23 protein-coding genes are annotated in these 25170 nt (G+C 70.5%); 15 read left to right on the forward strand and 8 right to left on the reverse strand.

What is annotated here, in order from left to right:
* The first annotated feature begins 1 nt into the window (after position 1).
* The 8 genes from K8612_RS20950 (at position 2) to K8612_RS20985 (ending at position 9978) form a co-directional block, all read left to right on the forward strand.
* On the forward strand, positions 2-1471 hold the full coding sequence (locus K8612_RS20950; RefSeq protein ID WP_223763573.1) for an NADH-quinone oxidoreductase subunit F: 1470 nt from the start codon (positions 2-4) through the stop codon (positions 1469-1471).
* Positions 1459-4122: a formate dehydrogenase subunit alpha gene (fdhF, locus tag K8612_RS20955; RefSeq protein WP_223763574.1), complete on the forward strand. Its 2664-nt coding sequence runs from the start codon at positions 1459-1461 to the stop codon at positions 4120-4122. Before K8612_RS20950 ends, fdhF begins: the two co-directional genes overlap by 13 nt.
* Before the next feature lie 98 nt (positions 4123-4220).
* Positions 4221-5459, forward strand: coding sequence for an efflux RND transporter periplasmic adaptor subunit (locus tag K8612_RS20960; RefSeq protein ID WP_223763575.1), 1239 nt, complete (start codon positions 4221-4223; stop codon positions 5457-5459).
* A complete protein-coding gene (locus tag K8612_RS20965; protein ID WP_223738247.1) occupies positions 5456-6151 on the forward strand; it encodes an ABC transporter ATP-binding protein in 696 nt (231 codons plus the stop codon). Before K8612_RS20960 ends, K8612_RS20965 begins: the two co-directional genes overlap by 4 nt.
* Entirely contained in the window at positions 6148-7314 is a 1167-nt protein-coding gene (locus tag K8612_RS20970; RefSeq protein ID WP_223763576.1) for an FtsX-like permease family protein, read from the forward strand. Before K8612_RS20965 ends, K8612_RS20970 begins: the two co-directional genes overlap by 4 nt.
* Positions 7315-7317: 3 nt before the next feature.
* Positions 7318-8475, forward strand: a complete 1158-nt coding sequence (locus K8612_RS20975; RefSeq protein ID WP_223763577.1) for an FtsX-like permease family protein — start codon at positions 7318-7320, stop codon at positions 8473-8475.
* A gap of 5 nt (positions 8476-8480) precedes the next feature.
* A complete protein-coding gene (locus K8612_RS20980; RefSeq protein ID WP_223763578.1) occupies positions 8481-9206 on the forward strand; it encodes a TVP38/TMEM64 family protein in 726 nt (241 codons plus the stop codon).
* Positions 9207-9273: 67 nt separating this feature from the next.
* Positions 9274-9978 carry a phosphoribosyltransferase gene (locus K8612_RS20985; protein ID WP_223763579.1) on the forward strand — a complete coding sequence of 235 codons (705 nt, stop codon included), beginning with the start codon at positions 9274-9276 and terminating at the stop codon, positions 9976-9978.
* A 6-nt stretch (positions 9979-9984) separates the two neighbouring features.
* Here the strand turns inward: K8612_RS20985 and K8612_RS20990 are convergent, their stop codons facing one another.
* Positions 9985-10407 carry a CBS domain-containing protein gene (locus K8612_RS20990; protein WP_223738242.1) on the reverse strand — a complete coding sequence of 141 codons (423 nt, stop codon included), beginning with the start codon at positions 10405-10407 and terminating at the stop codon, positions 9985-9987.
* Between the two features lie 255 nt (positions 10408-10662).
* Between K8612_RS20990 and K8612_RS20995 the strand changes: the two genes are divergently transcribed.
* Positions 10663-10965 (forward strand): hypothetical protein, encoded by a 303-nt coding sequence (locus K8612_RS20995; protein WP_223763580.1) that lies wholly within the window; start codon positions 10663-10665, stop codon positions 10963-10965.
* Positions 10966-10982: 17 nt separating this feature from the next.
* Entirely contained in the window at positions 10983-11636 is a 654-nt protein-coding gene (locus tag K8612_RS39605; protein ID WP_223763581.1) for a DUF4091 domain-containing protein, read from the forward strand.
* A 22-nt stretch (positions 11637-11658) separates the two neighbouring features.
* Here the strand turns inward: K8612_RS39605 and K8612_RS21005 are convergent, their stop codons facing one another.
* From K8612_RS21005 to K8612_RS21020, 4 genes are all read right to left on the reverse strand, one after another.
* The gene (locus tag K8612_RS21005) at positions 11659-12021 is read right to left on the reverse strand and encodes a YciI family protein (protein ID WP_223738240.1); all 363 of its coding nucleotides are present in this window, start codon (positions 12019-12021) and stop codon (positions 11659-11661) included.
* 241 nt (positions 12022-12262) lie between these two features.
* A complete protein-coding gene (locus K8612_RS21010) occupies positions 12263-13417 on the reverse strand; it encodes a protein kinase (RefSeq protein WP_223763582.1) in 1155 nt (384 codons plus the stop codon).
* Positions 13418-13572: 155 nt separating this feature from the next.
* The gene (locus K8612_RS21015) at positions 13573-15381 is read right to left on the reverse strand and encodes a serine/threonine protein kinase (RefSeq protein WP_223763583.1); all 1809 of its coding nucleotides are present in this window, start codon (positions 15379-15381) and stop codon (positions 13573-13575) included.
* Positions 15378-16247 (reverse strand): DUF2381 family protein, encoded by an 870-nt coding sequence (locus tag K8612_RS21020; RefSeq protein WP_223763584.1) that lies wholly within the window; start codon positions 16245-16247, stop codon positions 15378-15380. The genes K8612_RS21015 and K8612_RS21020 overlap by 4 nt, the downstream gene beginning before the upstream one ends.
* A 192-nt stretch (positions 16248-16439) precedes the next feature.
* On the opposite strand from K8612_RS21020, the gene K8612_RS21025 reads away from it, so the two are divergent.
* Together K8612_RS21025 and K8612_RS21030 are read left to right on the forward strand one after the other, a co-directional pair.
* Positions 16440-16706 carry an efflux RND transporter permease subunit gene (locus tag K8612_RS21025; protein ID WP_223763585.1) on the forward strand — a complete coding sequence of 89 codons (267 nt, stop codon included), beginning with the start codon at positions 16440-16442 and terminating at the stop codon, positions 16704-16706.
* A complete protein-coding gene (locus tag K8612_RS21030) occupies positions 16622-18100 on the forward strand; it encodes an efflux RND transporter permease subunit (protein ID WP_223763586.1) in 1479 nt (492 codons plus the stop codon). The genes K8612_RS21025 and K8612_RS21030 overlap by 85 nt, the downstream gene beginning before the upstream one ends.
* On the opposite strand, the gene K8612_RS39305 is transcribed toward K8612_RS21030, so the two are convergent.
* Entirely contained in the window at positions 18078-18842 is a 765-nt protein-coding gene (locus K8612_RS39305) for an immunity 52 family protein (RefSeq protein ID WP_223763587.1), read from the reverse strand. The two genes, K8612_RS21030 and K8612_RS39305, sit on opposite strands and share 23 nt — an antisense overlap.
* Before the next feature lie 12 nt (positions 18843-18854).
* On the reverse strand, positions 18855-20006 hold the full coding sequence (locus K8612_RS39310; protein WP_306799692.1) for a Tox-REase-5 domain-containing protein: 1152 nt from the start codon (positions 20004-20006) through the stop codon (positions 18855-18857).
* A gap of 561 nt (positions 20007-20567) precedes the next feature.
* Between K8612_RS39310 and K8612_RS21045 the strand changes: the two genes are divergently transcribed.
* Entirely contained in the window at positions 20568-21620 is a 1053-nt protein-coding gene (locus tag K8612_RS21045; protein ID WP_223738234.1) for a hypothetical protein, read from the forward strand.
* Between the two features lie 14 nt (positions 21621-21634).
* Positions 21635-22957, forward strand: coding sequence for a glycosyltransferase (locus tag K8612_RS21050; RefSeq protein ID WP_223763588.1), 1323 nt, complete (start codon positions 21635-21637; stop codon positions 22955-22957).
* Here the strand turns inward: K8612_RS21050 and K8612_RS21055 are convergent.
* A complete protein-coding gene (locus K8612_RS21055; RefSeq protein ID WP_223738232.1) occupies positions 22932-23807 on the reverse strand; it encodes a class I SAM-dependent methyltransferase in 876 nt (291 codons plus the stop codon). The two genes, K8612_RS21050 and K8612_RS21055, sit on opposite strands and share 26 nt — an antisense overlap.
* 162 nt (positions 23808-23969) lie before the next feature.
* Between K8612_RS21055 and K8612_RS21060 the strand changes: the two genes are divergently transcribed.
* Positions 23970-25124: a hypothetical protein gene (locus K8612_RS21060; RefSeq protein WP_223763589.1), complete on the forward strand. Its 1155-nt coding sequence runs from the start codon at positions 23970-23972 to the stop codon at positions 25122-25124.
* Positions 25125-25170: the final 46 nt, after the last annotated feature.

Here is a 25170-nt window from a genome sequence, read left to right on the forward strand (position 1 = left end):
CATGAAGCCAGGGCAGCACACCCCCGAACTCGAATCCTTCTACCACCTCGGGCCCGGCCCCCTGGGGACGCATGCCTGCCATGGCACCGCCTGCTTCGTCGCGCGCCACCTGGATGCCGCGCGCTGGCGGCAGGCCACCTCGGGTGACACCCGCGTCTACTGCCTGGGCCAGTGCTACCGGGCCCCCTCCGTGACGGGAGAGGACGCCCGCCCCGAAGTGCACGTCCGGGCACCGCAAGCCATCACGCTGGGGCGCGTCGCCCAAGGTGGAGCGCGCGACCTGCCGGAGGCCACCCGCCAGGGCGCCTACGCGGCGCTGGAGCAGGCGCTGTCCTCGCCCCCGGAGGCACTCATCGCGCAGGTGGAGCAGTCCGGGTTGCGCGGCCGGGGAGGCGCGGGCTTCCCGACCGGACGCAAGCTGCGCGCGGTGGCCGCCGCGCCCGGCGGGGAGAAGACCGTCGTGGCCAACGCGGACGAGGGCGACGCCGGGGCCTATATCGACCGCTTCCTGATGGAGGACGACCCCCACGCCGTGCTGGAGGGCCTGCTCCTGGCGGCGTACGCGGTGGGCGCTCGCCGGGGCGTCATCTACGTGCGCAAGGAGTACCCGCTGGCGGCGTGCGCGCTGCACGTGGCCCTGCACGAGGCCCACCGCGAGGGCGTGCTGGGGCCACGCATCCTGGGCAGCGCGTTCTCCTGCGAGATCTCCATCGAGGTGGGGCGCGGCAGCTACCTGTGCGGCGAGGAGACGGCGCTGCTCAACGCCCTGGAGGGACGCCGTCCCTTCGTGCGCGCGCGGCCCCCCTACCCCGCCCAGGCGGGCCTGTTCGGCCAGCCCACGCTGGTGCAGAACGTGGAGACGCTCGCCAACCTCCCGTGGATCGCGCGCCATGGCGGCGAGGCCTACGCGGCGCTGGGAATCCCAGGCAGCCGGGGCACGAAGGTGCTGTCGCTCAACTCGCTCTTCCAGCGCCCGGGGCTCTACGAAGTGGAGCTGGGCACGCCGGTGCGCACCGTGGTGGAGGAGCTGGGAGGCGGGCTGCGCACCGGACCGCTGAAGGGCGTGCTCATTGGAGGGCCGCTGGCGGGCATCCTCCCGCCACGGCTGCTGGACACCCCGCTGGGCTTCGAGGAGCTCCGGGCCGTGGGCGCCTCCGTGGGGCACGGCGGCGTGGTGGCCTTCGACACGCACACGTCCATCGCCGCGCTGGTGCACCACGTCTTCTCCTTCGGCGCGTACGAGTCGTGCGGAAGGTGCACGCCGTGCCGCATGGGGGCCCGGCACGTCGAGCAGCTCTTCGCGCGCGTGCTGGAGACCGGCGCCGCCCCCCGTGCCGGCGCCGCGGACTGGGAGGAGGTCGCCGAGGCGCTGCGCCTCACGAGTCTGTGTGGACACGGCACCGGCCTGGGGGAGTTCGCCCGGAGCGTGCTGCGCTACTACCGGGAGGAGGTGGAGGCATGCTTCGGGTGACCATCGACGGTCAGCCTCGCGAGTGCGCGCCCGGCACCGTGCTGGAGGCGCTGGAGTCCCTGGGCATCTCCATTCCCGCGCTGTGCGCCGACGCCCGCCTGACGCCGGTGGGCGCGTGCCGCACGTGCATCGTGGAGGTGCGGGGTTGCGATCATCCGGTGGCCGCCTGCACCACTCCGCTGGTGGAGGGCATGGAGGTGCGCACGCGCAGCCCCCAGGTGGAGGCGCAGCGCCGGGTGCTGCTGCGGCTGCTGGCCTCCCAGTACCCGGCCGAAGCGGTGGAGCGCCATCCGGACAAGCCCTTCCACCGCGCGCTGCGCGAGTACGGCCTGGAGGACGAGGTGCGCGGCGCACCCCGGCCGGAGTCGCTGGACGACTCGCACCCGTATCTCCACGTGGACATGTCCCAGTGCATCCACTGTTACCGCTGCGTGCGCATCTGCGACGACGTGCAGGGCCAGTTCGTCTGGCGGGTGTGGAACCGCGGCGCCGCGACGCACATCCTCCCGGACGGGCCGGACCTGAGGCAGAGCTCGTGCGTGTCCTGCGGGGCGTGCGTGGACAGTTGCCCCACCGGCGCGCTGGAGGACCGCACCCTGCTGGACCGGGGCTGGCCGGAAGCATGGACGCGGACCATCTGCTCCTACTGCGGCGTGGGCTGCGAGATGGACGTGGGCACGCGGGACGGCCGCATCGTCACCGTGCGCCCCTCCCGCGAGGGCCCGTCCAACCGGGGCCACCTGTGCTCCAAGGGGCGCTATGCCTTCGACTTCGTGACGGCGCCGGACCGCGTCACCGTGCCGCTCCTGCGCGAGGCGGGCGGCTGGCGGCGGGCCTCGTGGGACGAAGCGCTGGGCTTCATCGCGGAGCGCCTGCGCCGCCTGCGGGACGCGCACGGCCCGGACTCGGTGGGCATGCTGGGCTCCGCGCGGGCCACCAACGAGGAGAACTACCTGGCGCAGAAGCTGGCCCGCGTGGTGCTGGGGACGAACAACGTGGACTGCTGCGCCCGCGTGTGCCACGCGCCCAGCGCCGCCGGGCTGAAGCGGATGCTGGGCACGGGCGCCGCCACCAACTCCTTCGAGGACGTGGAGCACGCGCGCACCCTGCTGGTGGCGGGCAGCAACACCACGGAGTGCCACCCCGTCGTCGGCGCCCGCATCAAGCAGGCGGCGCTCCGGGGCGCGAAGCTCATCGTCATCGACTCGCGGCGCACGGAGCTGGCGCGCTACGCGGACGTGCACCTGCGGCCCCGGCCCGGCACGGACGTGCCGCTGCTCAACGCGCTGGCCCAGGTCATCGTGACCGAGGGCCTGTGCGCCCCGGACTTCCTGCGCGAGCGCGTGGACGCCGTGGAGGACTTCCAGGCCTTCATCCGCGACTGGACGCCCGAGCGCGCCGCGCGGCTGTGCGAGGTGGACGCGGAGGACCTCCGGAAGGCCGCGCGCCTCTACGCCACGCACGGCCCGTCCATGATGGTGCACGGGCTGGGCATGACGGAGCACGTGCAGGGCACGGAGACGGTCATGGCGCTGGTGAACCTGGCGCTCCTCACGGGCAACCTCGGCGGGCCGGGCATGGGCGTCAACCCGCTGCGCGGACAGAACAACGTGCAGGGCTCCGCGCACATGGGCTGCGAGCCGGGGCAGCTCACCGGCTACGTCCCCTTGGAGGAGCACCGCGCCCGCTTCGAGGACGCCTGGGGCGCGCCCCTGCCGTCCACGCCGGGGATGGACCTGATGCGGATGATGGAGGCGGCGCGCGGCGGGCGGCTCAAGGCGCTGTGGGCCTTCGGCTACGACGTGCTGCTCACCAACCCGGGGGCGAACGCCACACGCGAGGCGCTGGAGCGGCTGGAGCTGCTGGTGGTGCAGGACCTGTTCCTCAACGAGACGGCGAAGGCCCTGGGCCACGTCTTCCTGCCCGCGTGCACGTCTTTCGAGAAGGACGGCACGTTCATGAACGGCGAGCGGCGCGTGCAGCGGGTGCGCGCGTCGCTGCCCCCCATGGGAGAGTCCCTGCCGGACTGGGAGATCCTCTGCCGGGCGGCGCGCGCGCTGGGACACCCCGAGGGCTTCGCGTTCACCTCTCCGGAAGAAATCTGGAACGAGGTACGGCGCGTGTGGCCCGTGGGCGCGGGTCTGTCATATGCGCGGCTGGAGCGCGGCGGTCTCCAGTGGCCCTGCCCTGACGAAACGCACCCGGGCACCCGGGTGCTGCACACCCGTGGCTTTTCCCTGGGCCCACGGGCGGCGCTGCGCCGTATCGGCTACACGCCGTCGCCGGAGGCGCGCTCGGACGACTTCCCCTTCGTGTTGATGACGGGCCGGCGGCTGTATGGGTTCAACGCGGGCACCATGACGTCACGCACGCCCCACGCGCGGCTCCAACCCGGGGACTGGCTGGACATGGCCCCGGCGGACGCGGAGCGGCTGGGGCTCCAGGAGGGCGCGCGCGTGCGGGTGCGCAGCCGCCATGGCGAGGCGGTGTTGCCCATGCGCCGCGCGGAGGGCCTGCGGCCCGGCGAGCTCTTCACCACCTTCCACACCGCGGAGACCTTCATCAACGCCGTCATCGGACCGCATCAGGACCCGTATACCCATACGCCCGACTACAAGGTCACGGCCGTCCGGGTGGAGCACGTGGAGTAGCCGGGGCGCGGCGGCGAGCGGCGCCTCGCTCGTGGCACCCCGCCCTCCGCCTCCCTACCCTCATCCACGAGGTCCCGGAGTCCGGGCCGGGAGGTGCCATGGCCGACGCACAGTCCCAGACCGCGTTGAGCGCCCTGCGCATCGACCGCTCCGCCGCTCCCGTGAAGCGGCGGCGCAGGCTGCGCTGGCTCATCCCCGCCGGGATCCTGGTGGGGGTGCTCGTCCTGGTGGCCGCCCTGGTGGCGCGCCGCGCGCCCACCGTGCGCGTGGCCGAGGTGCGCGAGCCGCTCCCCGGCGAGCAGCAGACGGAGCTGTCCGCCTCCGGCTACGTCGACTCGCGGCGCCGCTCGGTCATCGCGCCGCTCGTCGCGGGTCAGCTCGTGCAGGTCGCCGTGGAGGAAGGCGAGGCCGTGCGCAAGGGCCAGGTGATTGCCCGGCTGGATGACCGGGACGCCCGCGTGGTGCTGGACCGCGCCGAGGCGGCGGTGCGGGCCTCCGAGGCCCAGCTCGCCGCCTCCGAGGCCCAGACCCTCAACGCGGAGCGCACCACGCAGCGCACGCGCAACCTCGCCAGTCAGGGCGTCATCCCCCGCGCCCAGCTCCTGGACGTGGAGACCGCGGGCCGCGCCACGGAGGAGTCCCTCAACCAGGCCCGGTCGCAGCTCGCCGTCGCCCGCCGTGCGAGCGAGGCGGCCCGCCTCCAGCTCACGCACACCGTGGTGCGCGCGCCGTTCGACGGCACCGTGTCGAAGAAGCTCGCGAACGAGGGCGCGGTGCTCGCGCCAGCCGCCCTCACCGGCACCAACCTGGGCGGCATCGTGGAGCTGGTGGACCTCAACGCCCTGGAGGTCGAGGCCGAGGTCAGCGAGGAGCAGCTCTCGCGCATCCGCATCGGCCAACCCGCGCTCATCTTCCTGGACGCCATGCCGGAGCGCGCCTTCCCGGGGACGGCGACCACGGTGCGCCCCGCCATCGACCGCTCCAAGGCCACCGCCACCGTGCTGGTGCGCTTCCAGTCCGTCCCCCAGGGCGCGCTGCCGGACATGGGCGCCAAGGTGTCCTTCCTCCGCCAGCCGCTGCCCCCCGGGGAGCTGGCCGCGAAAGGACAGCCGCCGCGCGTGCCCGCCAGCGCGGTGGTGCGCGACGCGAAGGGCGCCGCCGTGTGGGTGGTGAAGGACGGGCGGACCACGCGCCAGCCGGTGCGCGTGGGCGAGCGCGTGGGGGACGAGGTGTCCCTGACGCAGGGGCCGGGCGCGGGCACGCAGGTGGTCGTGGCCCCGGATCCGAAGCGCCTCCGCGACGGCCGGCGCGTGAAGGTGCAGGCGGGGGGCGGATGAGCCTGGATGCGCCATCCGCGACGGCCCCCATGGTGCGCCTCCAGGGCGTGTCCAAGACGTACCGGCGCGGCACGGTGGAGGTGCCCGTGCTGGCCGGGGTGGACCTGACCATCGGCACCGGCGCCTTCGAGGCCTTCATGGGCCCGTCCGGCTCCGGCAAGTCCACGCTGCTCAACCTCGTCTCCGGGTTGGACCGGCCCACCACGGGCGTCGTCGAGGTGGCCGGCCGCGACCTGGCGGAGATGGACGACCGGGAGCTCAGCGACTGGCGCGCCGCCCACGTGGGCTTCGTGTTCCAGCTCTACAACCTCATCCCCGTGCTCACCGCGGCGGAGAACGTGGAGCTGCCCCTGTTGCTCACGCCGCTGACGCGCGGGGAGCGGCGCCAGCACGTGGCCGCGGCGCTGGAGCTGGTGGGGCTGGGCCACCGCGTGGGCCACCGCCCGCCGCAGATGTCCGGCGGCGAGCAGCAGCGCGTGGCCATCGCCCGCGCCATCGTCTCCGACCCGGACCTCATCATCGCGGACGAGCCCACGGGGGACCTGGACCGCAAGGCGGCGGAGGCCGTGCTGGATCTCTTCGGCGTGCTCCACCGGGACCTGCACAAGACGCTCGTCATGGTGACGCACGACCCGCACGCCGCCGAGCGCGCGGGCCGCGTGCACCACCTGGACAAGGGGGTGCTCCAGTGAACTACGTGGGACTCGCGGGCCGCGACCTGATGCGAAACCCGCTGCGGCTGACGCTCACCGTCCTCGCGGGCGCGGTGGGCGTGACGGCCTTCATCTTCCTGAGCACCGTCGTCGACATGTTCTATTACAACGCGCGGGCCGCGCAGGTGGACCGGCTCATCGTCCGCAACAAGGTGTCCTTCACCCAGCCGCTGCCGCTGTCCTACTACGCGCGCATCGCCGCGCTGCCGGGCGTCACCTCCGTCACGCACCAGGAGTGGTTCGGCGGCACGCTGGGCGACACGCAGAAGGACTTCTTCGCCAACTTCGCCATCGACGCCCGCACCTTCCTGGACGTCTTCCCGGAGTTCATCGTCCCGCCCGCGCAGCTCGCCGCCTTCCGCGGTGACCCATGCGGCGCGCTCGTGGGGGAGCAACTGGCCCGGCGCTTCGGGTGGAAGGCGGGGGACCGGGTGACGCTCAAGGGGCAGCTCTACCCCGGCGACTGGACGTTCAACGTGCACGGCATCTACCGAGGCGCGCGGCCCGGCGTGGACACCACCGCGCTGGTGTTCGGCTACCGCTGCCTCAACGAGAGCGACCGGCTGACCGAGGCCATGAAGGACAAGGTCGGCATCTACGCGGTGCGCGTGGACGACCCGTCGCGCTCGGCCGAGGTGGCGGCGGCCATCGACCACCTGTTCGACAACAGCCCCTTCCCGACGAAGACGGAGAGCGAGAAGGCCTTCCAGTTGGGCTTCGTGGCCATGTCCTCCGCCATCGTCACCGCCGTGCGGGTGGTGTCCTCCGTCATCCTGCTCATCATCCTGCTCGTCATCGGCAACACGCTGGCCATGGGCGTGCGCGAGCGCACCCGGGACATCGCCACCCTGCGAGCCCTGGGCTTCCGCCCGCGCACCGTGGTGGCGCTCGTCTTGGCCGAGTCCTCCTTCATCGGCCTGTGCTCGGCGGCGCTGGGCGTGACGGCCGCGCCGGTGCTGGTGAGCCTCTTCGCGAAGCTCATCGCCTCGCGGTTCGGCCCCATGCCGGACCACCTCACGCGCTGGCACACGCTCTGGGTCTCCGCGCTCGCGGCGGTGGCGGTGGCCCTGCTGGCGGGCGTGGGGCCGGCGCTGCGCGCGGTGCGGCTTCCTGTGGCGGAAGGCCTGCGGAAGGTGGCCTGAGCGATGGTGCCGCTCTTCTACAACGCCCGCAGCCTGTGGGCGCGCCGGCTGTCCACCGGCCTCACGGTGGTGGGGCTGGGGCTCGTCGTCTTCGTCTTCTCCGCGGTGCTGATGCTGGCCAACGGCATCGAGTCCGCGCTGGCCTCCGGAGGGGACGCGTCCAACGTCGTGGTGCTGCGAAAAGGGGCCACCAGCGAGCTGGTCAGCGGCCTGGAGCGGGACGCGGTGCGCATCCTCGCCACGGAGCCCCAGGTGGCGTCCGGGGCGGACGGCCAGCCGCTGGTGGCCGGAGAGCGGGTGGTGCTGCTGACGCTGCCCAGCGGCAGCACGAAGGCGATGAACACGTCCGCGCGAGGCATCAGCGCGGAGAGCTTCGAGGCGCGGCCGGAGGTCCAGCTCGTCGCCGGGCGCAGGCCCCGGCCGGGCACCAACGAGGTGGTGCTGGGCCGCTCGCTCGTCGGGACGTCACCGGAGGCCACGCTGGGAGGGGAGCTGCGGTTCGCCCGGCAGCGCTGGCCGGTGGTGGGCGTCATCGCCGCCCGGGGCGGCGCCTTCGAGTCCGAGGTGTGGGCGGACGCCATGCGCCTGGGCACGGCGTTCGGCCGCGACGACTTCAGCTCCGCGGTGGTGCGGCTGCGCTCGCCCGCGGAGGTGGACGCCTTCGTGAAGCGGGTGGACGCCAACCCTCGCTTCACGCTGGAGGCCAAGCCGGAGCCGAAGTACTGGGCGGATCAGGCCAGCGGGCTGGCGGCCTTCATCCGGGTGCTGGGCCTCTTCGTGTCCTTCGTCTTCAGCGTGGGCGCGGTGCTGGGGGCGATGATCACCATGTACGCGCAGGTGGCGACGCGCGTCGCGGAGCTGGGGATGCTGCGCGCGGTGGGCTTCCGGCGGCGCAGCGTGCTGGCCAGCGTGGTGGTGGAGTCCGCCATGCTGGGCGCGGCCGGAGGCGTGCTGGGCGCGCTGGGCGCGTTGGCCACGCGGTGGATCCACATCCGCACGCTCAACTTCCAGACGTTCGCGGCGGTGAGCTTCGGCTTCTCCCCCACCCCCGCCATCCTGCTGGGCGCGCTGCTGTTCGGCACGGCGATGGGGCTGTTGGGCGGACTGCTGCCCGCGCTGCGCGCCGCGCGCCTGTCCATCCTGGACGCGCTGCGCGCCTGAAGGCCATGAACCCCTCCTCCCAACCCCAGGGCGAGCGTCATGGGCTCCCCGCCATGTGGGGCCGGGCGCTCCTGCTGGGGCTGCTGCTCACGGGACTGGCGCTGCTCGCGTCCTCGGAGGCGTTCCAGTCCCGCCTGCGCCAGGTCGTCGACGCGGTCGCGCCGATCATCTCCACGCATCCGGTGTGGGGCGCGGTGCTCTTCGTCATCCTCTCCGCCCTGTCGGCGATGCTCGCCTTCTTCTCCAGCGCGCTGCTGCTGCCGGTGGCGATCCAGGCCTGGGGAAAGGCGATCAGCGCGCTCTTGCTCTGGGTGGGCTGGATGCTGGGCGGCGCGTGCGCGTACGTCATCGCCCGCGCCTGGGGCAGGCCCGTCATCCGCAGGCTCACCTCCGCCAGCCTGCTCGCCCGTTACGAGGAGCGCATCTCCCGGCGCACGCCCTTCGGGGTGGTGCTCCTCTTCCAGCTCGCCGTCCCCTCCGAAATCCCGGGCTACGTGCTCGGGCTCGCGCGCTATGGCCTGCGCCGCTACCTGGCCGTGCTCGCCCTGGCGGAGCTCCCCTACGCGGTGGGCACGGTCTACCTGGGCGCCAGCGTCCTGGAGCGCCGCACCTCCGTGCTGCTGGGCCTGGGCGCGGCCGGCATCCTCGTGGGCCTGTGGGCCTTCCATCTGCTGCGCAAGCGCCTCGGCGCGCGGTCGCCAGCGGGCCGGAGGGGGGATGGCACCTCGTGACCTGCCACGGCCGGCAGCGGGCCCCACTTTGTTCCGGATGCCACGGTCACTTTCGGGAGAGCACGCCATGCCTGTTTCCTGCTCGGGGGAGCAGCCCCTGTACTTCGAGGACCGTGTGGATGCGGGCCGGCGGTTGGCGCGGAGGCTGCTCGAGCGCGGGTACACGGGCGAGGACACCCTCGTCGTGGGCTTGCCCCGGGGCGGGGTCCCCGTGGCCTACGAGGTGGCGGCGGCGCTGGGCGCCCCCTTGGATGTCTGCGTGGTGAAAAAGCTCTGCGCACCGGAGTACCCGGAGCTGGGCCTGGGGGCGGTGGCGGAGGGAGGCGTCGTCTTCCTCAACCGGAAGCTGATGGACGAGCTGGCCCTCAAGGAGGACGACCTCCGTGGAGCCATCCGCCAGAAGACCGCCGAGGTGGACGCACGCGTGAGGTGCTTCCGCCAGGAGGCCAGGCCGTCGCGGGTGGAGGGAAGGCGCATCATCCTCGTCGATGACGGCATCGCGACCGGAGCCACCGTCCGGGCGGCCCTCCAGGCGCTGCGCGCGAGAAGGCCCGGGCGGCTGGTCCTCGCCGTCCCCGTGGCGGACACCCTGACGCTCAACGAGCTGAAGCCGCTGGTGGATGACGTGGTGTGCGAGTGCTCCACCCTGTCGATGTCCGCGATCGGCCAGTGGTACCGCGACTTCCTCCAGGTGCCCGACGAGGAGGTGGTGGAGCTGCTGGCGCTGGCGCGGAGCACCTCCAAGCAGGGCCGAGGCACGGTCCCGGGATGACCGGCCTCAGGGCCCCTGGTTGTCGCGAACGGCGGCGGCGGTCTGGTCCAGCTCCGCGGACAGCAGCACCCAGAGGTCATCGAGCGAGACGAGCCCCGCCACGTGTCCCTGCTCGTCCACGATGGGCAGGCGGCGCACGCGGTGCTGCCGGAAGGCGAAGAGGGTCCTGTCGATGGAGTCCTCCTGACGGACGACGACGGGCCGGGACGACATGGCGTCCGAGACGGGGGTGGCGGCCGGGTCCTTCCGTGCGGCCAGCACCCGGGTCACGATGTCCCGGTCCGTCAGCATGCCCACCGGACGCAGGTCCTGCTGCACCACGACGAGCGCGCCCACGTGCTGGTCGCGCAGTGCCTCCGCGGCCTCGGACACGCTCTGCGTGGGCTGGATGATGGCCACCGGCTTGCGGCAGAACCTTGCGAGCGACATGGTGCCTCCCCGGACGTCGCGGCCGTGCGTCCAGTCGCACGTCCCGTTGGCGAGGTGTCCCCGCGCGCGTCCTCCTCCCCAGGACGCAGCGCACGCCAGCGGCCGGATGCAACCCACGGCCCACCCGGCGCCGCCACCATGGCCCGAGTCGTACCGGAGGGCAGACCGGATGCCCGCCGGTGTCGGATGCCCTACAGGCGCTGGTACCGGGGGACGGCTTGCCGCAATCCCTCTCAAATCCCAGCCTGGGATGCCATGCAACTCCTCAAGCTGGGACTCGCCTGTGTGTTGTTGCTGGGGAGCCAGGTCGCCTGGGCGCATCCGTCGCGTCCGGCCGTCTGGGGCGAAAGCGCGATGGTGAAGGTGCGCCCGGAGACGCCTCCCCGCGTCCAGCGCTCCGTGTCGCTGACCGCCGCGCGCAACGAGTTCGTGTCGTTCCAGGTGGTGCTTCACGGAGGCCGCTCGGGCCTGCGGGGCGTGAGCGCCGTCCTGCCGGAGCTCCGCGGGCCCCGGTCGCGCATCCAGGGCGGGGACCTGCTGCTCTGCGCACGCTGCTGACCAGCACCGTCACCGAGGTGGAGGCCCATGGGCTGCTGGAGGAGATCGACATCCTCACCGTGCTGGTCAACTTCATCGACGGAACCCAGCCTCCCTACGTGGGGGACCAGCGCCCGAAATACGATGACTTCCTCGACCTGCCCCACCGGGAGCTGTGGCTGTACCAGAGCTGCGCGAGCCACGGCTGCTCCCCCTCGGAGCCGCCCCCGCCGGAGAACAAGCCCGGCCAGGGCTGGCCCTCGTACATGGTGGACCGCTCGGCGGCGAAGGCGCGCGGCATGCAGTGGCTGGACTTCATCAACGGCGCCAGCGGCGAGCTGTACTACCAGACGGTGGGCCTGCTCTACACCGCGTGGACGACGCAGTTCCGCTTCAATGGCAACGGTGACGGCACGCTCTTCTATCCGGGGCTGCCCTCCATCATCGGCGGCACCACCGAAATCCCCCTGCCCTCCATCCGCATGAAGCTCATCCGGCAGGGCATGCAGGACTACGAATGGCTGAAGCTGGTGAGTGACGCGGGAGACCCGGCGTATGCGCGCGCCGTGGCCCGGAAGCTCATCCCGCACGCCTGGGCGGTCCCCGACGACGGCGAGGCCTTCGACCGGGCGCGGCTCCAGCTCATCCGGCGCTACCTGCAGTTGTGCCGCGACCGCGCCACGGCGCCGTAGGCCATGGCGCGCGCGGCCCCGCTCACGGCTCGTAGCAGGGGCCGCTCTGGCGGACCTCGACGGTGGACCACTCCGCCGCGGGGCACTGCGTGGCCAGCTCCAGCGCCTCCTCGCGCGTCTTCACGTCGATGAGGAAGAAGCCGCCGATGATCTCCTTGGACTCGGTGAAGGGCCCGTCGCTGAAGCTGAGCTTCCCGTCGCGCCGCTCCACCCGGACGCCCTCCGCGTCCGAGCGCAGGGAGTCCGCCGCCTGGAGGATGCCGCGCGCCTGGAGCGAAGCCCCGAAGCTCCGCATGCGCTCCATCCGGTCCGCCGCGACGCGCTTCTCCTCCGCCGTCTGGGGCTTCCCGCCCCCCGTCTGCATCACCACCAGCATGTACGACATGGCCCGCTCCTTGTTGGGGGCGCAGCCTATGCCACCGGTCCGACGCGGCCACCACTCCCCTTGGGTTCGCCAAGGGGAGCGTCCCCTTCGCCAGGTCGGCAGGAAACCTCACGCAGGACGCGCGGTGCCCCACCTGCCGCCCTGGTTTCGCTTGGGACGTCATCCCGTTCTGTTCCCGGCTGTGCCCCTTCAATCCACGCTGGAGGGGCACACTGGGGGCACATGACGGCCCGGCCTTCCGCTATCTGGTGGTGATATCGTCCAAGCGCACCGAAGCAGGACGGCGGCTCCGGAGTCCAAGCTCCACCAGGGCCTGCCCCGCGTCCGTCACGGCCTTCTCAAGCTCCGCAGCGGCTTCCTCCTGTCCGAAGACGACACCCTTCCCGAGCCAGCCATTCAGCTCGGCGGCCAACGCACGCGCCGACGGGTAGCGGTCAGCGGGCGACGGCTGAAGGAGCTTGCGAAGCGGCAGGCGGAGGGGCTCGGGGAGCTTCGCGGTCAACGCCTCCAGGTCCGCCTGTGTGTAGGTCGCCGCGCGCCAGATGGCCGCCTCCGTCCGGACGTCACATCCCGCCAGCCGGGCCCGACGAATCGCACGCCGGACGCGCACGAGCTTCCGCTTCGACAGCGAAGCCTTCACCTCTTCCGTCACGTCGTCCGGGGCATCCAGCAGGTTCCTGCCCGTGGCCAGTTCGAGCATCACAACGCCCAGATTGAACAGGTCCGAGCGCGCATCGACACGGCCGGACAGGAGCATCTCCGGGGACGCGTAATAGGTGTCCCCCTGCGGCCTGTGCACGGTGGAGGAAACGCGCCCCGGCAATGAGGACAGCGCGAGGCCGAAGTCGGAGACCCGCACGTTGCCCTTCCAGTCCACGAAGACGTGGTCCAGGTCGATGGCACGGTGAACGATGTTCAAGGGGTTGCCGTTCGCGTCCTTCGCTTCGTGCGCGTGCGCCAGCGCTTCCGCGACCCGTGCGCCGACGTGCAGCACGAAGAGGGGCGAGAACCAACGACGGCACTCCGAGACGATGGTCAGCAGGTCGCACAGGCTGTGACCGGACGGATGCTCCGTGATCACGTACCAGTAGCCTTCCGCCTTCTGCATCCCCTCGACGCGGAAGATGCCCGGGTGATCCAGGAAGGAGGCAAGGCGCACCTGCTCCTCCAGCTTCGCTCGCGCCCGCTTCACGCGCGTCATTCCCTGGTCGCTCGAAACGCCAATCGCCTTGAGCAGCACCCGGCCCTTGATCTGCCCCTCTTCCGTGCGACGCCGCGCCACGAGGAGGCTGATTCCGTGATGCGCCTCGCCCAGGTCATCGCGGAACTCGTACTGGAAGCCATCCTTCGTGAAGAGGATGGACCCTCTTGGAGCCTTGAACTCGACTGCCGTCATCCGCCGTCTCCTCTCGCCCGGGCAACATCCCGACGCGATACCGTGCACGTTACCCAGCGGATGGGGAGGATTGGAACTACCCCGTGAGGTCGTGTCGCCCCACGAGTGGAATCCGGCGAAACCGACCACCTACCCAGGACGTCTCTTCGCCCCGCTCAGGGCCAGCGGTCCACAACGTGTCCGCGAACGGCGTTCGTCACGGCCTGCACCCGGCCATCCTTGAAACCCATGGCGGGGATCTCCACCACGAAGCAAACGGGCTGCTCGTCCTGTCCAGGGAGCTTCACGCGGTCATATCGAATCACGGCCGCCGGCCCGTCAACGCGCCCCTTCGAGTCAGGGGTGTAGTACGCCGTGCCATAGAAGCGCGTTCCTGGAGGAGCCACCTGCCTCTGTCGTGGATCGGTTGCCCCCTTGGGAACAACAGCCACCACCGCCGCACCTGCGGTGAGCCAAAGTGGCTCCATCATGTCGTGTCGGTCATCGGAGATGACCAGGAAGCTGTCGCGCACTTCCCAGTGAAGCTCTTCCCGCATGGCCCGTTCCGCACCGGCTGGGCACGTGAACGCCTCGGGGCGAATCTGGGAGCCGGGGCAGCCCGCCGCCAGCGCCGCCACCAGGGACAGCGACGCGCACCCGACGGCACCAGGGGTTCGCTTCTGCATGCGGGTCGCGGCCTGGGGGGGCGCTTCGAGTGACGGGGTCTTCACGGGTGAACCTTCCTTGCGGGCGGCGACGATTTCGGGTCTCGGAGTGGATACGGGTGCCGGGCCAGTGGGTGACATACCAGGGGCCAGGGGCATGGACGGCGAGGAACGAACGGTGCCGGGTGGGGTCTGCGAGGCAAGCACACGCGGTGCCTGCGGGGGCGACGCCCCAGGGCGGGACCAGAAGGCCGCAATGGCGACGAGTGCGCCGAGCGCGACGACTGCGAGCCAGCGCCGCGTATCGCGGGGGCGAGGCATCAGGCTGACGTGCCGTTTGAGCGGGGAGGGATGAAGCGACGGCACCAGGGCGGTAGGGAGCACGCTGCCAGCCGGCTCAATCTGCCGCTGTTCAGAGGGGGCATGCACCGGCACGTCGTAGTCGCTCCCGGGAGCGGCGAGCAGTTCCGAGAACTCGCGACGTAGCGCTTCGGTATCGACCGGACGCCGCTTGGGGTCACGAGAGAGGATGTCGTCGACGAGATCACTCAGCGCTTCGGGAACGCGGGCATTGACCGCGCGAGCAGCGGGCGGCGGTGCGACCGGGCTGTTCAAGGCAAAGCGCCCGTTGAACTCCGTGGGGCGTGGATCCGTCAGCAGTTCATAGAGCATGGCGCCGACGGCGAAGATTTCGTCCGCCACCTTGAAGGCGTACCGTGCCCGGTGCTCGTCCTTGTGCTCCCGTAGGAACTGGAACTGCTCGGGGGCACGGAAGCGATCTGTCCCCGGGGGCAACCCGCCCTCCGTCAGCTCCTCAGCGAGCGTGTGGGTCGCACAACTGAAGTCGATGATGACCGGCTCGCCGTCGCTCTTGCGGATGAGGACGTTGCTCGGCTTCAGGTCGCGATGAAGCACGCCCCGCCCGTGCATGTAGGTCATCGCGGCGCACAACTGGTCAAAGACCTTCAGGATCTCGCGCACCGTGGGGTGTTTGCGCTCCTTCCACTCCGCCAGCGTCCAGCCCTCTACGTAGTCGAGCGCAAGGTAGGCATTGCCACTCTCCGCGTAGCCGTACCCCCGGTGCCCGACGATGTTGGGATGGTCCAGCAGGAGCAGCGCCGTCAGCTCGCGCAGCGTGCGGGCGTGGGTCTTCTTGAAGTCCCCGCTGGTTTCACGGTGACGCGCGATCTTGAGCGCGCATTGAATCCCGTTCTTCTCCACGCGGTAGACGACAGCGAAGCCGCCGTTGCCAAGCTCTCCTGTGACGCGCCATCCGTCCACGACGGCCCCTGACGGCAGTCTGAGCAAGGTCGCGGTCATTGGGCTCTCTCTGGAGTGGGCTTGGGGAAGCGCACCTTCTGAATCGTGAGGCTTCGTCCCCCATCCCCGCGTACCTCCAGGGTGAAGCTGGGGCTGGCCTCCAATCCTTGCGCATTCGCCACTACAAGCATCCGCCGCTCCTCCCCTGGAGGAATCGCATCCCCCTGGACGTTCACGAGCCGTGTCCTCAAGGGTCCCCCCACCCGTCCCACCAACAGTGCCTCACGCGGCGTCCACGCTGGCCGGTCCACACCGTTCATGATCAGGAGATCCACCAGCACCCACCCCTTGCCCCGGAAGGACACGGCCTTGCTTGACGTAAGCCCCTGGGCGCCGGGCTTGGCGATGTTGATCTCGGAGGTCGTGACGCCCATCTCATCCACGTAGCCCAGCAACACGAAGTCCTCCGGCTGCGGCACCTTGGCTTGAGCGTCCGTCGGACAAGTCTCGTTCGGCGGCGCGGGACGCTGCACGTCGATCCGCGTGTCCACTTTCGCCGGGTCGGTGACGAGCACGAAGGCGGCCCGCGCGGGTGCCCTGCCGTCAACGAAGAAGACCCCCATCTCCTGCTGCTCGTCCTTCCGGAGGTCGGACACGGCCTGGACGATGACCGACCGTTCCCCCGCATCCAGGACGCGGATCCGCGACTCATCGAAGGTGAGGGACTTCCGCTGAATCGGATCGGGGAACAGGAACAGCGTCGGTGTGTCCTGGGCGATGTGGACCACGGGCAGAGGTTCACCCGCGGTACTCGCGACGGTGACAGGCCGTTCCCGTCGGACGCGGCCCCCAGGTGATGGCTCGGCGTGCGCCGCAGCTCCCCACGCGAGCGCAAGCGCAAGGGCCAATCTGAAAGGTTGGAGCAAGGATGAGTGACCTCCCAGATGGGCACGCTAGCATCGCCAACACTCGCGCAGGGGTGCTCTCTGCGCGCGGCTGCCAGATCCAATGGGACACAGCATTGGATCCGGGCGCCTGCGGCAGAGCTTCACGGCAGCGGCGTTGAACAGGCCCGTCTGCGGGAGAACGCGCACCTGCCGGAGGACCAGCGGCAGCCCATGTTGGGGGTCATCTATCAGGCCTCCATCGAGGTCCGTCACTCCATCGTCTTCGCCACGTTGATCATCATCCTCGTCTTCCTGCCGCTCTTCTTCCTGTCAGGGCTGGAGGGGCGGATGCTGGCTCCGCTGGGGCTCGCGTACATCCCCGGGCCATCCTCGCGGGGGCGGGGCTGGCGCTGGTGGCCACGCTCGCCGTCGTGCCGTTCCTGGGGCGCGCGTTCCTCCCCGAGTTCAACGAGGGCACGCTCACGCTCAACGTCGTGACGTTGCCGGGAACCTCCCTCCAGGAGAGTGACCGGCTGGGCCGGCGCGTGGAGGAGGTGCTGTTGTCCTTCCCCGAGGTCACCTCCACCTCCCGGCGCACGGGGCGCGCGGAGCTGGACGAGCACGCCCAGGACGTCAACGCGGCGGAGCTGGACGTGGGGCTGGACCTGTCCCGGGGAACGCGAAGCAAGGAACAGCTCCTGGAGGCCCTTCGCAAGGCGCTGACGCAGGTCCCGGGTGTCATCGTCACCATCGGCCAGCCGCTCAGCCATCGCATCGACCACATGCTGTCGGGGACCCGCGCCAACATCGCGTTGAAGGTGTACGGCGATGACCTCGACCAACTGCGCACGCTGGCCGAGCAGGTGAAGAAGGTGGCGGAGACCACGGCGGGGGCGGTGGACGTGGCCATCGAGCAGCAGGTGGACATCCCCCAGATTGGGATCCGCGCGGACCGCGACACGGTGGCCCGCTACGGACTCACTTCAGGAGAGGTGGCCGAAGCGGTGGAGCGCGCCTTCGCCGGAGAGACAGTCGGCACCGTGCTGGAAGGCCAGCGCGTGGTGGACATCACAATGCGTCTGGATGACGCCTCCCGAGAGGATCTGGACGCCATCGCGGCGACCCCCATCGACACGCCCACGGGCCACCGGATCCCGTTGAAGATGCTGGCGAGCCTCACGCGGGAGACAGGCCCCAACACCATCAGCCGCGAGGGCGTCCAGCGCAAGATGGTGGTGCAGGCCAACGTGGCGGGGCGCGACCTGTCCACGGTGGTGGAGGAACTGCGCGCCCGCATCACGCGCGAGGTGCCCATGCCCACGGGCTATTACGTGGACTACGGGGGACAGTTCGAGAGCGCGGAGGCCGCCACGCGCACCATCGGCTGGTTGAGCGTGGGCGTGGTGGTCGGCGTCTTCATGCTGCTCGTCGTGGCCTTCGGCTCCGTGCGCAACGCCCTGCTCACGCTCATCAACCTGCCGCTGGCGCTCATCGGCGGGGTGCTGGCGGTGGCGCTCACCTCCGGCGTGGTGAGCGTGGCGTCGCTGGTGGGGTTCATCACGTTGTTCGGAATCGCCACGCGCAACGGCATCCTCATGGTGAGCCACTACGAGCACCTGATGACCGTGGAGCGGAAGGGGCTCGCGGAGGCCGTGGTGCAGGGCTCGCTGGAGCGTCTGGCGCCCGTGCTGATGACGGCCCTGTGCGCGGGGCTGGCCCTGGTGCCGCTGGTCATCGCGGGAGGCGAAGCAGGCAACGAGATCCAGGCCCCCATGGGCGTGGTCATCCTGGGAGGGCTGCTGTCCTCCACCTTCCTCAACATGCTCGTCGTGCCGGTCCTCTTCCGCCTCTTCGGACGCGCGTCCCCTTTCAGGACGCCGCGGATCTCATGAGTCCCGCCCGGGCCAGCAGTTCGCGCACCCGCCGCGCCAGTTCGATGTGCTCGGGGTTGGTGGCCGTGAATCGATCAGGGGTCAAGATGATCAACGTGCCCTTGTCCTCGACAGGCTCGATGCGCACCGGAGCAGGAAGCGGCGGCACCGTTCCCCGGTCACGGGACAGGTAGGTCACCCAGCCCAGCGAGATGTCCTCCTGACTCGCCGGATCTTCCATGTCTCTATGCGCATGGGACATGGCCACGGCCCATTCCGGCTCCCATGCCAGCGCCATACTGCGCACGACCTCCATCAGAACGGGAGTCGTCATCAGCCGCTCTGCGTTCGGACTGCGACCGAGCGTGGGCAACGTCAACACGCAGGAGTTTGAGCCCGCTTCCGAGTAGCCCCCACTGTAGATGCGCAGACTCGCACGGTCGTAATCACGCCCCCCGTTACCGAACCAGAAGCCATACCCCAGTCTCTCGATGGCAGGGCCTCCCTTCTCGCGGTTGACGCCAAGCCGGAACTGCTCCGTGAGCATCGGCACATCGGGCGGCATCAGCGGGTACTCACGCGACTCCTTGGGTGATCGCGTGGGCAGGTACCACTGAGAGAGGAAGGGGTCGCATGACGCCAGCAAGGTAAGGAACTCAGCCGTGCGTCTGGCGCACTCCTCAGGCGACTCCTTGCGCGCTCCCCAGTAGGCCCCTGCGTAGTAGGTCTCGGGAGGGGGCCTGGCCTTGGGCTTGGCTGTCACGGTGTTCTCTCTTCACAGTGCCGGGGTGTGGATGACCGCAATCTCACGGACCCCATTGTCCTGAAGCAATTTCCGGATGGCCTTCGCGGCTCCTTCTTCAGCAACGTGCCACTCAATCGCGATCCCCATCCCCAAGACGCTGTCCCGTTGTCTCAGGGCTTGATCAACGAGCCCCTTGGCGCCTGTCGGCTCAAACCAGGACTTCGGATCAAGCGTATCGAGAAACTTGTTCGTGTAGCCGGGACCTTTGGCCTCCAGTAACACACCCTTCTTGAATCCATCGAACTTCACGCCTGCGACCCAGTACGCCTCATCCGCCGTATGCCCCGTGATTTGCTCCTGGTAGCGCCGGGCACGCGTGGACATCGACTCCTGGGCGGGCCCCCACTGCCCTGGCCCCTGGGAAGGTGCTCCTCCATTCGGGGTCGTGTTCGCCCGCTGGAGGATGACGACCGCACCGGGTCCGCCGCTCACCGCAGCCGCCGCGCGCCCTGCAGGCACCGCGACGCGCTCCAACGCCAGCGCGCCCTCCGCCGACAGCGAGAGCACCGGCACGGTGGCCTCCGCGCCCAGCGCCATCCCTTTCAGCGTCCGCGTCGTGGCCGAAGCCGCGCCCCCTGTCATGATCAGGCCCGTCGTCAGCCGCGACACTTCACGGATCTGCTCGCCACGGGTCATGGACTGGAAGCGCTCCCAGTACATGGGCGACGAAGTGATGAGCGCTGCTACACCCGCTGGCAGGTTGCTCAGCCCTGCGATGCTGTCCACGGGGCGCGTCAGCAGTTGGCCCAGCGCGTGGTACAGCTCCACGAACGCATCTTCCGCTCCATCCAGGGTGCGGTTGATGACATCCGCGTCGTCGTACACCTCGGCCAGCGGGCGCCAATCCGAGGCCTGAAGCCGCGCGTCCACAGTCCGGAAGACACCCCCCTTGCCGCTGTAGAAGCGGCCCAGCTCGAAGCCATGCGCTCGGAAGGCGCCGTCCTTCCACTCGACCGTCGCCACCTTCTGCTGTGTGCGCCCGGTGAGGGCCCACGCCAGAGCGCCATCCGGTCGCAGCACCGCGATCTGCTCCCGGGAGAAACGCTCCACCCGCCGCAACAGCTCCTGCCGCGTGACTTCGCCTCCCTCCATCACCTCGCGCAGGATGAAGCCCACGGCCATGCGAGGCGGGAAGGTGCTCAACGTGACGGGCTTTCCCAGCAGCACCTCCAGCAGACGCGCGGCCTGCGCGGGCTTCAGCCCCCCTCCCAGAGGGCGCTCGTCCCGCGCTTCCAGGCCCGCGTTCGTCAGCAGCCGATCCCAGACGTCCGCCTTGGCCTCCGTGCGAACGGGACGTGCCCACGCCCCAGGAGAGTCCGTGGCCGTGGAGGACGTGTAACTCAGCGTCCTTCCGGACGCGTGCGGCACGGATGCGCAGCCGGTGAAGAGGAGGACCACGCACCCGAGCAGGACTTCAACGCGCATTGTCCAACCCCCTGGCCCACTGACGCGAAGGCCCCTGCACTCCAGTGTAACGCACGGAAACGCGCCTTATCCCCCAGGTACGAAAGTCCCGAAGGTCTGGCTCAGCCACTACGCCCGCGCCCACCACATCGCAGCTCGAATCGCGACCGCGCCCCGCGAGCCGGGATGTCTTGATAATCCGTCACTCCCATGTATCAGCGACTTGCGTTGACAGGCCCTCCGAAGCCCTGTAACCCCGAGGCATCGGAGCCAGACACCATGATCGTCCGGGACGCGCTCGAGCACGCGAAGCACTGGGTGGACACCGAAGGCAGCCGGATCCCCGGCTTCGTGGGGGCCTACGTGGCGGGGCGCATGGCGTCGCTCCCGCTGGACACGCCCTTCAGCGCGTGGCGTGACGTGGACCTCGTCATCGCCACGAGCGACGCGGAGCAGGCCCGGGCGTCGCGCCTGGAGATGCTCCACAAGGGCGTCATCGTCGAGTGCTCCGTGCTGGACGCGGCGCTGTTCCAGAAGTTCGAGGCCGTCGTCTCCAACCCGGAGCACGCGGACAACGTGCGCGAGGGCCGCATCCTCGCGGACCCCACCGGCGCCTTCCAGACGCTGCACGAACAGGTGGCCCGGGAGTTCCCCCGCCGCACCTGGGTGAAGGCCCGCTGTGACTCCCACCGGCGCGCCGTCCTGGGCCACCTGGAGCAGGCCCTGCAGGACGCCGGCGCCGGGGCCATCCCCCGGATGCTCCTGAACTTCCACGCCGCCATGGTGTACCTGTCGGGGCTCGTGGCGCTGTCCCACCTGAAGCCCATCACCGTCCGCCAGTGCTACGTCCTGTCGGGGGAGCTGCTGGAGCGGCAGGGCCACGCGGCGCTCCACGAGGAGTGCCTGGCGCTCCTGGGCTGCGCGGACCTGTCCCGGCAGGAGGTGGAGGGCTACCTCGCGGACTTCATGAGGGCCTTCGACCGCGCCGTGGAGGTGAAGAAGGGCGACGTGCCCTATGGCTTCAAGCTCCGCGCGCACCTGCGGGGCGCCTACCTGGAAGGCACGCGGGAGATGATCGACGCCGGGCGCCACCGCGAGTCGATGTTCTGGTTCTTCGGCCTCTACTTCCTGGCCCTGATGGTCATCCAGAACGACGCCCCCGAGGCGGAGAAGGCCGCGTTCCAGGCCCGCTTCCACGCCTTCTTCGGCCGGCTCGGCTTCCTGCCCAACGCCCCCTGGGCCGCCCGCTTCCAGCAGACGAAGGCGGTGTTCGAGAAGCTCTCCCGCGCCGCGGACGAAGCCATCGCGAGCAACACCTCCCTGCCGGACTGACGCGGCCTCCTGCCATGGCGAACGTCCTCATCGCCCCCTACCCCAGCCACGGCCACGTCAACCCCACGCTCAAGGCCGCCCGGGCCCTGCGCGAGCGCGGCCACCACGTGGTGTACGCGGGCCCCGTGGATGCCCGGGAGCTGGTGCTGCGCGCCGGGTTCGAGTTCTTCCCCGTGCTGGAGGCGCAGTTCCCCGAGGGCAGCTTCCACGCCTTCGGGGCCCGCGGCTTCCTGGAGCACGTGCGCAAGCTGCGCCAGTACTCGCGGCGGGTGGATGACGCGCTGAAGGCCATTGGCGACGGCGCGCTGGACGACCTCTTCGAGCGCACGCGGCCGGACGTCGTCGTGTGCGACTCCATGCTGCCCTATCCCGCCATGGTGGCGCGCAGCCGCCAGGTGCCCGCCGTCTTCTTCAACGTCACCATCCCGCGCGAGCTGGTCCACCCGTTCCTCGCCCGTCCCGCCACCGCCTTCCCGCGCCGGGTGCGCGCCGTGGGCGTCCACACGCTGCTGTCCCTGATGGAGCTGCTGGGGGTGGCGCCCGCGATGCGCAAGCGCAACGCGCGGATCGCCCAGCGCTACGGCTACCCGGTGGAGGAGCTGGCCACGGAGCCCGAGCCCATCCTCGTGCGGGGCATCCCGGAGCTCATCCTCGCCCCGCGCGAGTTCGCCGAGCCCTCCGGCAGCGTGGACTCCACGTACCTCTACGTGGGGCCCAGCGTGGACCTGGATCGCCCTCCGTCCGACTTCCCCTGGGAGCGCCTGGCCGCGGACAAGCCGCTCATCCTCTTCTCCCTGGGAGGCATGGGCGGCTACAGCCGCGCCCTGGAGACGCGGGTGCTGGACGCCATGTTCGAGGTCGCCCGGGCCCGGCCCCAGTGGCAGTTCGTCTTCGCGGTGAACCCGACCCACGAGACGCAGCGCTTCGACGCGCTCTCCAACGTGGTGGCGGTGAAGCACGCCCCGCTGCTCCAACTGCTGGAGCGCGCCGCCGTGGCCATCACCCACGGCGGCTTCAACACCGTGAAGGAGTGCATCTACTTCGGCGTGCCCATGGTGGTCGTCCCGCTCGCGTTCGACCAGCCGGCGGTGGCGCGCCAGGTGGAGCTGCGCGGCCTGGGCGTCCACTGCCCGCCCAAGACACTGGACGCGTCCCAGATGCTGCGGCACCTGGACGCGCTGGTGGGCGATCCCCGGTGGCGCAAGGCCATGGAGCCGCTGCGCGAGCGCTTCCATGACAGCGAGCGCAACGCCTCGGCCGCGGACGCCATCGAGCAGTTGCTCCAGGCGCCCGGGGGCCGGACCGCCGCGCCTACGCCGGCTGCTTCCGCACGGTGAGCTGGAAGCCCTTGCGCACCACCTTCAGGTGGCGCGCGGCGGCGGAGACGAACGCGTCGATGCCGATGTCCGGCCGGTCGATGCTGTCGTAGTTCGCGAGCTGCGCGGTGGCCATGCCGTAGTCGTCGAAGGTCATGATGCCGCCCGGCTTGAGCAGCCGGAAGCACAGCACCGCGTCCTCCAGCGTGTCATACGCCTCGTGCGAGCCGTCCACGTAGATGTAGTCGTACACGGGCTCCGGCGGGAGCTGCCGCAGGACGACGCCGGACAGGCCCGCGCGCTTCTCCACGCGGTCGGCCGCGCCGCTCGCCGCCAGGTTCTCGTCGAACCGCTTCGCCGCGTCACCCTGGAACAGGTCCACGCAGGTCAGCCGGGAGGTGGGGTGCGTGAGCACGTTCTCCAACAGCCAGAGCGAGGAGCGCCCCTCGAAGCTGCCAATCTCCAGCGCGCGCACGCCGGGGGCGCCCATCAGCGGGGCGAGCGTCTCGCGCCACTCGGCCTCGCAGTTGGACATCCAGTCCGAGGAGAAGCGGTACTTGCCCACCTGCCGCGCCGCCGGGTTGCGCTCCAGGTACCCGTGCACCGCCGTCTTCACCTCCGGGCTGACCCAGTTGAAGTCCAGCAGCCGCGTGAGCGCGGTGCGCACCGTGAGCTTCAGGTTGTCCACCGAGGCGGCGTGCGGCCCCAGCCGGGCCACGGCCCCGTCCGTCAGCATCCCGCTCAGGGTCTCCACTTCCTGGATCCACCCGAGGATGGCGGGGTTCGCGGCGGAGGGCTCCATCCGAAGGAAGCCCTGGAAGCGGGCCGCCAGCGAGGACACCTGCGATGCGAGATCAATCCCGGGATTCACGCTGCGACCTGCCTTTCACCTGTGAAGGGGCCGGGATGGTTCCATGACGCAACTCACGCGGTCAACGAGAGCCAGGCAATACAAGAAAGAAAACCTCTTCCCGAAATCGCCTATAAGAGCGCACCTCCTCCGTCAGGGCCCGGCGGCCCGCCCACCTTCGACATGAACGACACGCGCCTCCTGGTCAGCAGCATCATCCGGATCACCGAGCCAGGCGCGCACAGCGGCTCCGTGCGGCTCGTCAGCGTGAAGGAGCGGCGCGTGCTGGCGACGTGGCCCATCCCCGAGTCGCCGTTTCGCGCGTTCGACCCCAACCCTCGCGGCGGGCTGCGCGGCGCCCGGGGCATCAGCGGGGATGGGGAGCGCATCGTGGTGTCGGTGACGGACCGCCTCTATGTCTTCGACCGCGCGTGGAGGCAGGTGGGGGAGCTGACGCACCCGCTGCTCGGGCAGGTGCACGACATCCTGGTGGAGCGGGATGGCGTCTGGGTCACGGCCAGCGCGTCGGACGTGGTGATGAAGCTGGGCTGGGACGGCGCCGTGCTGCGCACCTGGAGCTGGCGGGAGGACACGGCGCTGGCCCGGGAGCTGAACCTGCTGGACGCGCTGCACGGCGAGCCGTGTGACGACTACCGGGACCCGCGCAAGCTGCCCGCCGCGTTCGACTTCGTCCACGTCAACAGCGTGGCGCGCTGTCCGGAGGGGCTGCTGTTGTCCTTCGGCTTCGTGCCCTCGCGCGCCTCGCGGCGCATCCAGTGGTGGTTCGACCTGCCCGGCGCGCTGCAGCGGCGCCTGGGGAAGAAGGAGCAGGCGGCGCGGCCCTCCAGCCTCTTCGCGCTGCGCTTCATGGCCTCCAGCTTCACCACGTCCTCGTGGGTGGGCGTGCTGCTGCCGGACCAGGGGCCCGCGCGCGTCGTGGCCCGCCAGGACGGCATCATGCGGCCCAACCACAACCTGCTGCGGCACGCGGACACGCTCGTCTACAACGACACCCACGGCAACCGGCTCGTGCAACAAGCGTGTGACGGGAGCTGGACGAAGCACGTGCAAATCCCCGGCGACCCGCCCTTCGTCCGGGGGCTCGCGCCGTTCGGCGGCAACCGCTTCCTCGTGGGCAGCCAGCGGCCCGCGGCCCTCTACGTGGTGGACCTGGACGCCGGGAGCTGTGAGCGGCTGCTGGAGCTGGAGGGCGGCTCGCCGCACGAGTGCGTCTACGGCATCCACGCCGTGCCGGACGGCTTCGCGGAGCCGCCCGCCGCGCTCTGGGGACAGGGCCCCAAGGCCCCCAGTGACGACGTCCACCCACAGGTCGCCTGAGCCCCTGTCGCAGGCCGACGCGTCACATCCTATTTGTCTCGGATAA

Origin of the sequence: Corallococcus sp. AS-1-6 (assembly GCF_020037015.1) — a bacterium.
Taxonomy (GTDB): Bacteria; Myxococcota; Myxococcia; order Myxococcales; family Myxococcaceae; genus Corallococcus.